The sequence below is a fragment of the Thiofilum sp. genome, from assembly GCF_016711335.1.
Taxonomy (GTDB): Bacteria; Pseudomonadota; Gammaproteobacteria; order Thiotrichales; family Thiotrichaceae; genus Thiofilum.
Genome location: NZ_JADJTF010000001.1, coordinates 3,187,630 through 3,201,428, shown reverse-complemented (window position 1 = coordinate 3,201,428; position 13,799 = coordinate 3,187,630). Strand labels below are relative to the sequence as shown.

Annotated in this window: 8 protein-coding genes; 6 read left to right on the top strand and 2 right to left on the bottom strand. The window is 46.2% G+C overall.

Translation table 11 applies throughout. From position 1 onward, the window contains the following. The first annotated feature begins 59 nt into the window (after window positions 1-59). Together IPL34_RS15085 and IPL34_RS15080 are read left to right on the top strand one after the other, a co-directional pair. Window positions 60-434: a DUF2750 domain-containing protein gene (locus IPL34_RS15085; RefSeq protein ID WP_296842275.1), complete on the top strand. Its 375-nt coding sequence runs from the start codon at window positions 60-62 to the stop codon at window positions 432-434. Window positions 435-438: 4 nt separating this feature from the next. Beyond that, window positions 439-1,209 carry a sulfite exporter TauE/SafE family protein gene (locus tag IPL34_RS15080; RefSeq protein WP_296842274.1) on the top strand — a complete coding sequence of 257 codons (771 nt, stop codon included), beginning with the start codon at window positions 439-441 and terminating at the stop codon, window positions 1,207-1,209. 118 nt (window positions 1,210-1,327) lie between these two features. Here the strand turns inward: IPL34_RS15080 and IPL34_RS15075 are convergent, their stop codons facing one another. After that, a complete protein-coding gene (locus IPL34_RS15075; protein WP_296842273.1) occupies window positions 1,328-2,107 on the bottom strand; it encodes a lysine/arginine/ornithine ABC transporter substrate-binding protein in 780 nt (259 codons plus the stop codon). A 227-nt stretch (window positions 2,108-2,334) separates the two neighbouring features. Continuing rightward, on the bottom strand, window positions 2,335-3,105 hold the full coding sequence (locus tag IPL34_RS15070) for an ATP-binding cassette domain-containing protein (RefSeq protein ID WP_296842272.1): 771 nt from the start codon (window positions 3,103-3,105) through the stop codon (window positions 2,335-2,337). Between the two features lie 138 nt (window positions 3,106-3,243). On the opposite strand from IPL34_RS15070, the gene IPL34_RS15065 reads away from it, so the two are divergent. From IPL34_RS15065 to IPL34_RS15050, 4 genes are all read left to right on the top strand, one after another. After that, window positions 3,244-4,617: a VOC family protein gene (locus tag IPL34_RS15065; RefSeq protein ID WP_296842271.1), complete on the top strand. Its 1,374-nt coding sequence runs from the start codon at window positions 3,244-3,246 to the stop codon at window positions 4,615-4,617. Further along, a complete protein-coding gene (locus tag IPL34_RS15060) occupies window positions 4,610-7,513 on the top strand; it encodes an FAD-binding and (Fe-S)-binding domain-containing protein (protein ID WP_296842270.1) in 2,904 nt (967 codons plus the stop codon). Before IPL34_RS15065 ends, IPL34_RS15060 begins: the two co-directional genes overlap by 8 nt. A gap of 3 nt (window positions 7,514-7,516) precedes the next feature. Then, a complete protein-coding gene (locus tag IPL34_RS15055) occupies window positions 7,517-8,107 on the top strand; it encodes a nucleotidyltransferase family protein (protein WP_296842269.1) in 591 nt (196 codons plus the stop codon). 120 nt (window positions 8,108-8,227) lie between these two features. Beyond that, a complete protein-coding gene (locus IPL34_RS15050) occupies window positions 8,228-13,798 on the top strand; it encodes a tetratricopeptide repeat protein (RefSeq protein ID WP_296842268.1) in 5,571 nt (1,856 codons plus the stop codon). Window position 13,799 lies beyond the last annotated feature (1 nt).

The following is a 13,799-nucleotide window of genomic DNA, read 5'->3' as shown; positions in this document are numbered from 1 at the left end:
ACGTAGGGAGTAATAAGCTTATTCCTTGCATCGATGGTTGTTAATTGTGAGAAATCATTATGAAAGACGCTGAAGTCGATTTTGAAGCTGCGTATGATGCTTTCATTGCAGAAGTTAAACAGACGGGTCAAGTCTGGGGATTAAACTCCGATGAAGGCTGGGCGACGTGTCCCTCAGCGTTTTTTGAGGAGACCGATGTGATCCCGTTTTGGTCAAGTGAGGCGGCGGCTCGTGCACATTGTACGGATGAGTGGACTCAGTATCAGCCCGAAGCCATTAGTCTAGAGGAGTTTACTAGCGATTGGCTGCCCGGTATGCACGAAGATGATTTATTAGTGGGACCTAATTGGGACGATGAGTTAGAGGGATTAGAGATTGAGCCACAAGACTTAGCGGCTGAATTAGATCCTAGTTTAGCGGATGAGCAGGGGTAGATAAATGCTAGCAGTATCTGGGTGGGAACTAATGGCGATTTTGGGTGCAGGTATTGCCGCAGGGTTAATTAATGCCTTAGCGGGTGGGGGCACATTAGTGACCTTTCCTACACTGGTAGCTATTGGTATCCCGCCCATTACTGCTAATGTAACCAGTACCGTGGCTTTATGTCCGGGCTACTTTGGAGCCACCCTAGCACAATGGAAAGCGATCAAAGCCCAACAGCATTATTGGCCTTGGGTATTACCGATTGCGATTGTGGGGGGCTTGATCGGGGCTTTATTACTATTACAAACCGACGAGAAGGTATTTAGTGCCTTAGTGCCTTGGTTAATTTTACTCGCTTCTCTTTTATTAGCTTTACAAAATCCTTTGCGTGATTGGCTCAAGCAGCGCCTACAAAATCCAGCTCATGCGCATTTACCCGTATGGTGGGTCGTGCCTTTAGTATTAGTGGGGGCGATTTATGGTGGATATTTTGGGGCAGGTTTGAGTGTGATTATTTTGGCAGTATTAGCCCTAGTACTAGAGGGAACACTGACTGAACTGAATGCGCTCAAGCAAGCGGTCGCGTTTTGTGTCAATGTAGCGGCTGCCGTATTCTTTTTATGTTCAGGTCAAGTGGTATGGCTCGCAGCGGGTGTCATGGCTGTAGGGGCATTAATCGGAGGGATGTTAGGCGGCAAACTAGCAGGCTTTATTAATCCCAATACCCTACGCGCTTTAGTCGTCACTTTAGGTATTATCATCGCGCTAATTTATTGGCTGAAGTAGGGGTAGTCCTAGGTGACTACCCTCTTGGTTTTACAGGGTAAACACGCAGTTATAGGGTAAACACACAGGTTTACCCCTACTTTTTAGGGTAAACACACAGGTTTACCCCTACAATTCATTAATTACCGTATAAATCGAAATCAAAATACTTTTTATTGATTTCAGCATAAGTACCGTCTTCACGGATTTTGGCAATGGCTTTATTGAGTTTCTCGATTAAAGCCGCATCGCCTTTACGCACCCCAATACCTACCCCTTCACCGACAAATTCGACATCAGTAAAATCACCTCCAACGAATTCGACCTTACCCGCATTTTTTTCATCTTTAACAAAGGGGGCTAATACCACTGAGTCCGCACACACTAAATCAACCCGTCCAGATAATAAGTCTAGGTTGGCTTCTTCTTGGGTTTTATAAGCAGTAACCTCAGCAATATCTTTAAATTTAGCGCGTGCAAAATTGTCTGCGACTACACCACTTTGTACGCCTACCATTTTGCCTTTGAGCTTGTCAGTATCAGTAGGATCAACGTCTTTACCTACTTCACGCACACATTTAATCGGAGTGCTGTAGTATTTATTAGTAAAGTCGATTTTTTCTTTACGCTCAGCGGTAATCGACATAGAGGCAATAATCGCATCAAATTTTTTGGCATCGAGTGCAGGAATTAATCCATCCCAATCGGAAGTTACCCATTCACATTCCACTTCCATCGCTTTACACAGTGCATTGCCAATATCAATATCAAAACCGACTAATTTGCCATCTTTGTCAATGCTATTAAAAGGGGCATATGCACCTTCAGTACCTAATAATAATTTATCGGCTGCGTGACCGGTAGCACTAAGGCTTAAGGCGATTAAGGCACTAGCAATGAGCGTAGTTAGTTTAGTCATGAGTCAACTCCTGTTGTTTGACGTTTGTGTTACGTAGTTGTGACAGTCAAAAGGTTAATAAGTTACTAAAGTGTAATGAGTTACTACTGAGTAAGTTACCTAGTGTCCTGTTTTTGGAAGAGTCTAGGCGGCATGGATGCCGCCTAGAAGCGTACAGGGAGGTATTTACAGCGTCTCTGGAAAAAATAGGACACTAGGTAACTTACGGTAGTGGGTAAAACTAGCCATTATTTATACTGATTAGCTAAAAACTGCTTACAGCGTTCGGTTTGAGGATTACCAAATAGTTGTTCTGGTGTACCTTGCTCTTCAATACGACCTTGATGCAAAAAAATCACCTTGGAGGATACTTCGCGTGCAAAACCCATTTCATGCGTGACCACCAGCATCGTCATGCCTTCATCCGCTAATTGACGCATCACGCGCAATACCTCCCCCACTAGCTCAGGATCGAGTGCAGAGGTTGGTTCATCAAAGAGCATTACGTCTGGTTTCATCGCTAAAGCCCGCGCTATCGCTACCCGTTGTTGCTGACCACCGGATAAATGATCAGGGTAGCTATCGGCTTTTTGTGCAATACCAACTTTATTGAGTAATTCCATCGCATAATCTTTAGCTTCTGATTTAGGCACTTTGAGCACATGCACGGGTGCTTCCATCACATTTTCTAGAATAGTGCGATGACTCCACAGATTAAAGCTTTGAAATACCATGCCTAGGCGTGTGCGAATTCGGTCTACTTGTTTAGCACTTTTAGGGATGGTTTTGCCGCGATGCTTAGCCATTTCAATTAATTCGCCATTGACAAATACTTCGCCAGAATCGGGTATTTCTAATAAATTGAGGCAACGTAAAAAGGTACTTTTGCCGGAGCCGCTAGAGCCTAAGAGTGAAATCACATCGCCTTTATCTGCGGTGAGCGAAATGCCATTTAACACGGAAAGATCGCCAAAGCGCTTAGTAATATTGTTTACAACAAGGGTGTGGTCAGAAGCCATAATAGTCCCAAAGGTGGCAGATGAGGTGCTCTAAGCAATAAAACAATCAGCGTAATAAAGCAAGTAAAAATCATCATACTTGCGGTGAAAAGCTATTAGAGCTAGCCTTTTAAGCATCATAGCTTGGAGGGTGAGATCATGTTTGAGCAGTCTTTTATAGATCCTAACCATATTCGGGAGCGTTTTTCTCAAGCCTTATCTGCTATGTATCGTGCTGAAGTACCTTTGTATGGCAGCTTGATCGAGTTGGTGAGCGAGGTGAATGAGGAGTATTTACAAGCACATAGCGCTAAATTGCATCGTTCGGAACGCGATAGTGATCTAACGCGCCTCAGCCAAGAGCGTCACGGTGCTATTCGCTTAGGTACTGCCGAGGAATTACATACTATGCGGCGCTTTTTTGCCGTATTAGGCATGCAGGCAGTGGGGTATTATGATCTGAGTGTGGCAGGGCTTCCGGTACATTCGACCGCTTTTCGCCCCGTGGCGGCGCGTGATTTAGCCGCGAATCCGTTTCGAGTCTTTACTTCATTATTGCGCGTGGAATTAATACCCGATTTAGCCCTACAAGACCAGATCAAAGCGCTTTTAAGCCAAAGGCAAATTTTCAAACCTCAACTATTAGCGCTAATCGAGTTAGCTGAAGAGCAGGGCGGGTTAAACGCTGAACAAGCGAGCCGTTTCGTCTTATCTGCTTTAGATACGTTTCGCTGGCATAGTGAAGCACCAGTCGATGCGGTGACTTATCAACAACTTAAACACATTCACCCTTTGGTGGCGGATATTGTGTGCTTTAAAGGGCCACATATTAATCACCTTACCCCGCGTACTCTTGATATTGATGCGGCACAGAGTGCGATGCTGGCGCGGGGTATAGAAGCGAAAGCTATTATTGAAGGACCACCTCCACGTCAACATCCTATTCTACTACGCCAAACCAGTTTTAAAGCCTTAGAAGAGACTATTCAATTCCAAACGGCATCTGGTGAGTGGCAAGCAGGTACGCATACCGCGCGTTTTGGTGAAATTGAACAGCGAGGTATAGCTTTAACACCAAGGGGGCGTGCTTTATATGATGAGCTATTAGCCCAAGTATTAGAGCGTGTGCCTCAACCTGAGGCGAATCCTGAGTATTATTCCTACGTTTTACAGCAAGTGTTTCAAGCCTTTCCGGATGATTTAACCGTACTACGCCGCGAGGGCTTAGCGTATTTTGATTATCACCTACAAGCCGACCATGCCCTCGAAACGCTCAGGCTCAGTGTGGAGGAGCTGATTCAGCAAGGTGTTATTATACCAGTGCCCATGATTTATGAAGATTTTTTACCTGTGAGTGCGGCGGGTATATTTCGCTCTAATTTAGCCACCGATAGCAATCCTGCTTTTAATGCACAAGCGAATCAACAGGCATTTGAGCAAGCCCTAGGGGTGGGAGTGCTTCATGAATTTGAATGGTATGCGCGGATGGAAAAGCAATCCTTAGAGCGTTGTCTTGCGGTGCTACATGGTTGAGGTGTTAGAACAGTATGCGGAACAATTACGCGCTAGCGGTTTTACGGGTGATATAGAAACGCGGTATGGGGAACGTGTGGTGGCCTCAACCGATAATAGTATTTATCAAGTGCTCCCCTTAGCAGTGGTTTATCCCAAAGCTGAGGGCGATTTACAACGTATTGTCCAAGCCTTGCAGCCTTATGCTGACTCTGCTTTATCCTTAGTAGCACGCGGGGGCAACACAGGTACTAATGGGCAGTCGTTAAATACGGGCATAGTCGTGGATTTTGCCCGCTATCAAACCGAGATTTTAGCGTTTGACCCTGTAGCACATACGGTTAAAGTGCAACCGGCGGTGGTGCTGGATCAACTCAATGCGTTTTTAGCCCCTCACGGCTTATTTTTCCCGCCTAATGTATCGACCGCTTCACGCGCAACGCTAGGCGGTATGGTTGCTACCGATGCCTCCGGTAAAGGTTCGCGTATCTATGGCAAAACCTCAGATTATATAGCTGAGCTAGAGGTTATTTTAGCCGATGGCTCGGAGTTAACGCTTAAGGGTAATGAGCCTTTAACTACGCATCCTTTGCATCAAGCTTGCTATGACCTGATTGCGCCTCAGCGCGAGACGATTGAACGTATTTTTCCTAAAATGAATCGTGGGCTAACCGGATATAATCTCAAACAAGCATTAGTCGCGCACTCAACTAATCCAGCATCTCAACCTCAGATTAACCTAGCCTATTTATTAGCAGGCTCAGAGGGTACATTAGCACTGACTAAAAGTATCACTTTGAAGGTTATACCTCTGCCTAAGCATGAAGCGCTAGTGGTGGTATTTTATGCGGACTTTTTACAAGCTTTGGAGCATGTACCGACCTTATTACAGGCTGATCCTAGCGCTATTGAAGTACTCGACGATAAGATTTTAGCCTTAGCTCAACAAGACTCACTTTGGCAGGATTTGCAGTCGGTATTAGGCAATACTTTAAAGCATAGTAGCCAACCGATTTTGGGAGCGAATTTCATACAGGTTGGTGGTGACACAGCCGAGAGTGTGGTACAGCAATGCCAGTATTTAAATACCTTGATTCAACAGTCGAGTGCGGCGTTTCAAATCATTACCCATTTAGTCGAAACTCGCAAAACCGCTATGACGGCTCTATGGTCATTACGGGCGCGAGCGGTGGGGCTATTAGGGGGCTTAGAAGGTGGGCGGAGAGGCATTCCCTTTGTTGAGGATGCGGCCGTACCACCGGAATATTTGCCTGCTTTTATTCGAGAGTTTCGCGCTTTATTAGACAGCTATCATTTGCAATACGGCATGTTTGGGCATGCTGATGTCGGGTGTTTGCATGTGCGCCCTCTGCTCGATATGCGTCAAGCAGAAGATCAGGCTTTGATTCGCCCGCTTAGTGATGGGGTTGCACGTCTTGCTAAAAAATACGGTGGATTATTATGGGGCGAACATGGCAAAGGGTTTCGCGGGGAATACGTGCCGTTCTTTTTTGAAGCCGAACTTTACCCTATCGTGCAGCAACTCAAAGCCCTGTTTGATCCTCATAATCGCTTGAACCCACGTAAACTAGCGACTCCCGCTAGCGTGGCAAGTGCCGCTTTAGGTCTAGATCGTATTGATACTATACCTTTACGCGGGCAGTTTGATGCGGAACTCAATAGTACTTATGCCGCTACCTATCATGATGCAGTGCGTTGTAATGGTAATGGGCAATGCTTTTCATGGTCAGCACAAGAGGCTATGTGCCCCTCGTATCGCGCTACTAAAAATCGTGCCTACTCTCCTAAAGGTCGCGCTGCTTTATTGCGTGAGTGGGCGCGATTAAAAAGTAGCACTGATGCAAATAGCTCAAGTGCTAAGCTCGCTGCATTAGAGACTGAACTCTATCAATCTTTATCTGCTTGCCTGTCGTGCAAATCGTGCAGCTATAGTTGTCCAGTCAAGGTGGATATACCTGAATTAAAATCCAATTTTTTAGCTACTTATCATCACATTCAGCGCCGTCCGCTTCGAGATTATGCCTTTGCCTACTTTGAAAGTTTGGCTTATTGGGGGCGTAAAGCACCACGTTTGACAAATGCAATGCTGCACAATGCCTTAGCTACGACTCTGTTAAAACAAGCAGGTTTAGTGCATTTACCACGCTTTTCTGCGCTAGCCTTACAGGTTCCCCCAATATCCCACCCTAAAGCTCAAGTGGTTTTGTTGCCCGATAGTTTTAATGCCAGTTTTGATAATCAGGTGCTACAAAGTGCGATTGCTTTATTAAGTATTTTGCAGGTGCAAGTGGTGCTAGCTCCTGTTTTGCCTAATGGTAAAGCGCTGCATGTGAAAGGGTTTCGTGAGTCATTTGAGCAGGTGGCTAAGGCGCATTTAAAAGCATTGGCTCCATATGCCACACAAGGTTTACCCCTACTGAGTGTGGAGGTGGTGACGCGCTTACTTTACCAACATGAATACCGCGCTTTTACCGACTCGTTGCCTAAAGTACAAGCACTAGAAGCATGGTTAGTACAGCATCTGGACTACTTAGCGCCCATCAAGGAAAGAATACAAAGTCTGGATCAGACCGCCTTATTGCTACCACATTGTATGGAGCAAACCGCTGCCAAAATGAGTATGCAACACTGGCATAGCATTTTTACCTATTTGGGTATCAAGTTGGAGGTGCTTAGTAGTGGGTGTTGTGGTAGAGCGGGGTTATTTGGGCATGAAGCGCTGAATGCAACCTTGTCACAACAGATTTTTGATACCCATTGGCGCGATACGGTGCAAAAGGCTCGTGACTCTAAACAGGTGCTATTAGCAACGGGTTTTTCCTGTCGTCATCAGTTGAGTGCTCAATCATTTCAAGCTTTGCATCCACTGCAATACCTTATGCAAGTACTGAGGTAATTTATGTCAAAAATTAGCACTCACTATCCCGCGCTTTTATTAGCGGCAGGGCAAAGTACGCGCTTTGGGTCACAAAAATTACTGCATCCTCTGCCTAATGGTGTACCCATAGGAGTGCAAGCCGCGCGAAATCTCAAAACCGTTTTTGCAAAAGTAGTCGCGGTGATTAGTCCAGAAACTGAAGCCTTGCGGGTGCTGTTAGAAGCTGAAGGTCTTGAGGTGGTTATAAATAATGTGGCTTGGCAAGGTATGGGTACGAGTTTAGCTTTAGGGGTGGCTAGTACTGCTAAGGCTCAGGGTTGGATAATTGCCTTGGGTGATATGCCGTTTATTAGCAGCAGTACTTTGCAAGCCGTAGGGCTAGGTTTGGAGCAAGGAGCGGCTATTATTGCCCCGTTTTATCACGGACAACGCGGGCATCCAGTGGGCTTTAGTGCGGTTTTGGGGGCTGAATTAATGGCATTACAAGGAGATAAAGGGGCAGGGGGTATTATTCAGCGTGAGAGTGCTCGCTTGATGTGCCTTGAGGTAGAGGATGTGGGTGTGCTTTGGGATATTGATACTCGCAGTGCGATTGAAAGGTTGTCTAGTTAGTGGGTTAGTGACTAAGTAGTGTAGTAGCTCAAGGCTGATTTAATACTTTTCCACCTTAGCGCTTTGATGCTACCTTTTAACCTATAAATCCCCCCGCTGATCTCATCCCTTAGGTGTCCTATGCAGTTTGTGATTCGAGCCACTGAACGAGTAATAGTGTTTGAATTGGCTGATCATTCAGCCGAACGCACCATTACACCTAGCTTATTGGAGCAATGGCGTGGTTATGGTGAGTCTTATAGTAGGCTGCGCAATAGCACGCAAAGCAATGCCTTACTCAGTTTGGGCGAGCAATTATTTCAATTATTACAAAGCATTGATGCTCTGGCATGGCAAACGTGGCTACAAACGGTAGGTTCTCGGCGTTTAGTGCTTAAAGCCGATACGCAGCCGAATGAAGCGCAATTACTGCTGTTAAATCTGCCTTGGGAGTTATTGGCTTATGAGCAACAATTTTTAGCGGCAGATCATCAATTATTAGAAATCGTGCGTAGTATTGGACACTCATCTCTACCTGCTAAAGCACCGCACTATAAAGATTTATCCCTTATTTTCATGGCGGCTGATCCTGCCGCGCACAGTGGTCTGCATTATGAGCAGGAAGAACGCGCTATTTTTCAGGCAACTCGTGGGTTTAATAATTTGCATTTGATGGTGGATGACACGGGTAACTTTGCCAATTTGTCGCGGCGTATTAGTACGTCAGAGCATTGCGATATGGTGCATTTGTCGTGTCATGGCAAGCTGGATGCTAGTGGTGCATTAAAACTGCAATTGGAAAATCAGCGCTTTGGTTTAGAAGAGGTGGGGATTAGTGAATTTGCCGCCATTGCCTCGCGTTTACAGTGTTTGTTTTTATCGGCGTGTCATAGTGCTGAAGGGCTAGATAAACCCTCATTGGTGATGGAGCTGGTACGCTTAGGTATTCCTAATGTGATGGGTTGGGACGGTGCGGTGGGGGATAGTGATGCTTCACGGTTTGCCGAGTACTTTTATAAAGCCTTAGCCGAGGGGCATAGTGTCATTACCGCTTGTGCGTTTGCGCGGCAAAAGTTATGTCAATTACAACTCAGTTCACAAGCTAATCCTGAGCATAAGGGGCAGTATTGGCATTTAGGACGGACCTATATTAGCGCTCAGGGTGGATTGCCGTTGCTTGATCGTAAAAAGCCTGCGCAGCCAAAGCGCCCTAGTAAATCGTGCTATGACTTACTCGATAAAGTGAAAAAAGAGGTTTTGGTGGCGAGCAAAGACAGCTTTGTCGGGCGGCGCTGGCAAACTAAACAGGCATTAATGACCTTTCAAGCGGGTAAAAAAGCTGGAGTATTATTATATGGTGTGGGAGGGACGGGTAAATCGAGTCTCGCGGCGCGAATAGTGGATTGCTTGCAACCGACTTATAAACCTGTGGTGTTGTATAAATCCTATTTGGCTGTGGATGTAGTGTTGGTGTTGGAAAATGCTTTAGAGGGTGAGGTGGATTTCACGGACTACTTGACGGTAGTACAGCAAACCCCACGCCGTTTAGTGTTTATCTTGCGCACGATTTTACAAGAGCACTTGGCTGATAAACCCATCGTTTTAGTAGTTGATGATATAGAGCAGCATATTTTAGAACCCTTAGCAGCGAATCAATTAAAAGCTCAAGTTAAACCCAGTGCTCAGCCTGTATTAGCTGCCATTATTGAGGCGTTTGATACGGCTGTGACGGAATCGCGGTTATTAATCACTTCACGGTATCAGTTTAGTTTGTTGGATCGAATGGGTGACGATTGGGCGGATCGGTTGGAGAGTATTAATGTGCCCGATATGAGTGAGTTGGAGCAGGAAAAGCATTGGCAGGCGCGAGTGCATAATGAGGGGCTAGGCAAGGTTGAGTTTACCGCTGAGGCGGCGGCTTATTTACAGCGGGTGTTTAGAGCCTCAGGGGGGAATGCGGGGTTGCAGGAGGTGTTGTTTAAGCCTTTGTTGCATGGTGAATGGGAGAGTTTAGAACAGGCTTTGTCTCAGATTGAGACCTATCGAGCGGGGCAGGCTGATGCGGTGGCGGATAAGGATTTAGCTAAGTACTTGGAGCGGATTGCGTTGGGGGTGTATCAGCAGGCGTTGTCGGGGAGTGAGAGTGTTTTGTTGCGGGCGTTGACGCTGTTTGATTTTGCTGTGCCGGAGGAGTTGTTGATTCGGGCGGGGGCGCACTTGGGGGTGGATGATGCAGGGCGGGCGTTGCGGCGGTTGGATCATTTTGGGTTGTTGAATCATTGGCAGGGTGAGGGGGTGGAGGGGCATATTACGTGTTATGGGCTGGCGCGTAAGGTGGTGGAGCCTTTGTCGCGGGAGGATAGGCATTATATTGCAACGGTGTGTGCGCCGTTGTTGTGGGAGATTTGGTTTGCTGATGTTTTAGATAAAGTGCGTAGTCCTTTTGATTTATCTGGAAATCCACTAGACGATTTTAATATACAAACTTATAAAAATAATTTTTCCGCTATTGATAAAAAACGTGCCTCTAATTTACGCCGCTTTTGCATTGATAATGCTGATGTGGAATGGGCTACTTATAACTTTAATAAAGAAGAATTTACGAATTTACTAGAGTTATCCCTATCTTTGAGTGAGCTAGAAAAGATTAGAATTAGTTGGGCTTTTATTATTGGTCTATCAGTTTTTCAACTTAATGAGTTGTTTAGGATTTTACTAGAAGAGCGTAAAAAATTCCGTGCATTAGATAGGATTCACTTTTTAGATATGTGGGATGCTTTGCTGAAACACTTTTCCCCTCTTCCTGAATTGCTTAGGGCTGCTTATGAAGTTTATTTGCCCTATGCTGATGTAAATGATATGCAAGACTTAGAAACATTAGACTTGAGTAATGAGGAGGCTCAGTTTCAAGCAAAGATTAAGTTGGCTAAAACTCGTCTTGATCAAGCAAAGGCTTATAGTAATTACGCTGACTTTTTAGCGGATCAAAAGGGCGATTACGCAAAAGCGGAGGAGCTGTATGAGCGAGCGTTGGAGGCAGACCCGAAGCATGCGAATCACTTAGGCAATTACGCGCTCTTTTTAGCGAATCAAAAGGGCGATTATGCGAAAGCGGAACAGATGTATAAGCGAGCGCTGGAGGTTGACCCGAAGCATGCGAATCACTTAGGCAATTACGCGAGTTTGTTAGCGAATCAAAAGGGCGATTATGAAAAAGCGGAACAGATGTATAAGCGGGCGCTGGAGGTCGACCCGAAGCATGCGAATCACTTAGGCAATTACGCGAGCTTTTTAGCGAATCAAAAGGGCGATTATGAAAAAGCGGAATTGATGTATGAGCGAGCGCTGGAGGTCGACCCGAAACATGCGATTCACTTAGGCAATTACGCGCTCTTTTTAGCGAATCAAAAGGGCGATTATGAAAAAGCGGAACAGATGTATAAGCGGGCGCTGGAGGTCGACCCGAAGCATGCGAATCACTTAGGCAATTACGCGAGCTTTTTAGCGAATCAAAAGGGCGATTATGAAAAAGCGGAGTTGCTGTATGAGCGAGCGCTGGAGGTCGACCCGAAACATGCGATTCACTTAGGCAATTACGCGCTCTTTTTAGCGAATCAAAAGGGCGATTATGAAAAAGCGGAATTGATGTATGAGCGAGCGCTGGAGGTCGACCCGAAACATGCGATTCACTTAGGCAATTACGCGCTCTTTTTAGCGAATCAAAAGGGCGATTATGAAAAAGCGAAGTTGATGTATGAGCGAGCGTTAGAGGCAGAACCGAAGCATGCGAATCACTTAGGCAATTACGCGCTCTTTTTAGCGGATCAAAAGGGCGATTATGCGAAAGCGGAGGAGCTGTATGAGCGAGCGCTAGAGGTCGACCCGAAGCATGCGGCTATTTTAGGCAATTACGCGCTCTTTTTAAAGAATCAAAAGGGCGATTATGCGAAAGCGGAGGAGCTGTATGAGCGAGCGCTGGAGGTTGACCCGAAGCATGCGAATAACTTAGGCAATTACGCGAACTTGTTAGCGAATCAAAAGGTCGATTATGCGAAAGCGGAACAGATGTATAAGCGAGCGCTGGAGGTTGACCCGAAGCATGCGAATACATTAGGCAATTACGCGAGTTTGTTAGCGAATCAAAAGGGCGATTACGCAAAAGCGGAGGAGCTGTATGAGCGAGCGTTGGAGGCAGACCCGAAGCATGCGAATCACTTAGGCAATTACGCGCTCTTTTTAGCGAATCAAAAGGGCGATTATGCGAAAGCGGAACAGATGTATAAGCGAGCGCTGGAGGTTGACCCGAAGCATGCGAATACATTAGGCAATTACGCGAGTTTGTTAGCGAATCAAAAGGGCGATTACGCAAAAGCGGAGGAGCTGTATGAGCGAGCGTTGGAGGCAGACCCGAAGCATGCGAATCACTTAGGCAATTACGCGCTCTTTTTAGCGAATCAAAAGGGCGATTATGAAAAAGCGGAACAGATGTATAAGCGGGCGCTGGAGGTCGACCCGAAGCATGCGAATCACTTAGGCAATTACGCGAGCTTTTTAGCGAATCAAAAGGGCGATTATGAAAAAGCGGAATTGATGTATGAGCGAGCGCTGGAGGTCGACCCGAAGCATGCGATTCACTTAGGCAATTACGCGCTCTTTTTAGCGAATCAAAAGGGCGATTATGCGAAAGCGGAACAGATGTATAAGCGGGCGCTGGAGGTCGACCCGAAGCATGCGAATCACTTAGGCAATTACGCGAGCTTTTTAGCGAATCAAAAGGGCGATTATGAAAAAGCGGAATTGATGTATGAGCGAGCGCTGGAGGTCGACCCGAAACATGCGATTCACTTAGGCAATTACGCGCTCTTTTTAGCGAATCAAAAGGGCGATTATGAAAAAGCGGAGTTGCTGTATGAGCGAGCACTGGAGGTCGACCCGAAGCATGTGATTCTCTTAGGCAATTACGCGCTCTTTTTAGCGAATCAAAAGGGCGATTATGAAAAAGCGGAACAGATGTATAAGCGAGCGCTGGAGGTTGACCCGAAGCATGCGAATCACTTAGGCAATTACGCGAGCTTTTTAGCGGATCAAAAGGGCGATTACGCAAAAGCGGAGGAGCTGTATGAGCGAGCGTTGGAGGCAGACCCGAAGCATGCGAATCACTTAGGCAATTACGCGCTCTTTTTAGCGAATCAAAAGGGCGATTATGCGAAAGCGGAGCAGATGTATGAGCGAGCGCTAGAGGCAGACCCGAAGCATGTCAATAACTTAGGCAATTATGCTTACTTTTTAGAGTATCAAAAGGGCGATTACGAGAAAGCGAAGTTCATGTATGAGCGAGCGCTGGAGGCAGACCATAATGATGCAAATATTGGGGGCAATTATGCCAAACTACTCTTTATCCTCAGACAAGATGAAAAAGCCCTAGACTACCTCAACCAAGCCGAAGCTCAAGACAATCTAGTGCCTGACTTACAACTAGAACTAGCCTTTTACCGCTACGCCCATTGCTCCCCTTATTCTCTGCAACCCATCAAAAAACTCCTACAAAATGGCGCACGCTCTCTCGGCTGGAACCTCAATGCCAACATAACTCGCGCCCAACAAGATCACCATCCCCAAGCCGAATTAGTCGCCGCCATTGCCCAAGTCATCAGCGGCACACAAGACCTCACCACCCTAAACCAATACCCCGCATGGACACAGGAACCCTAAC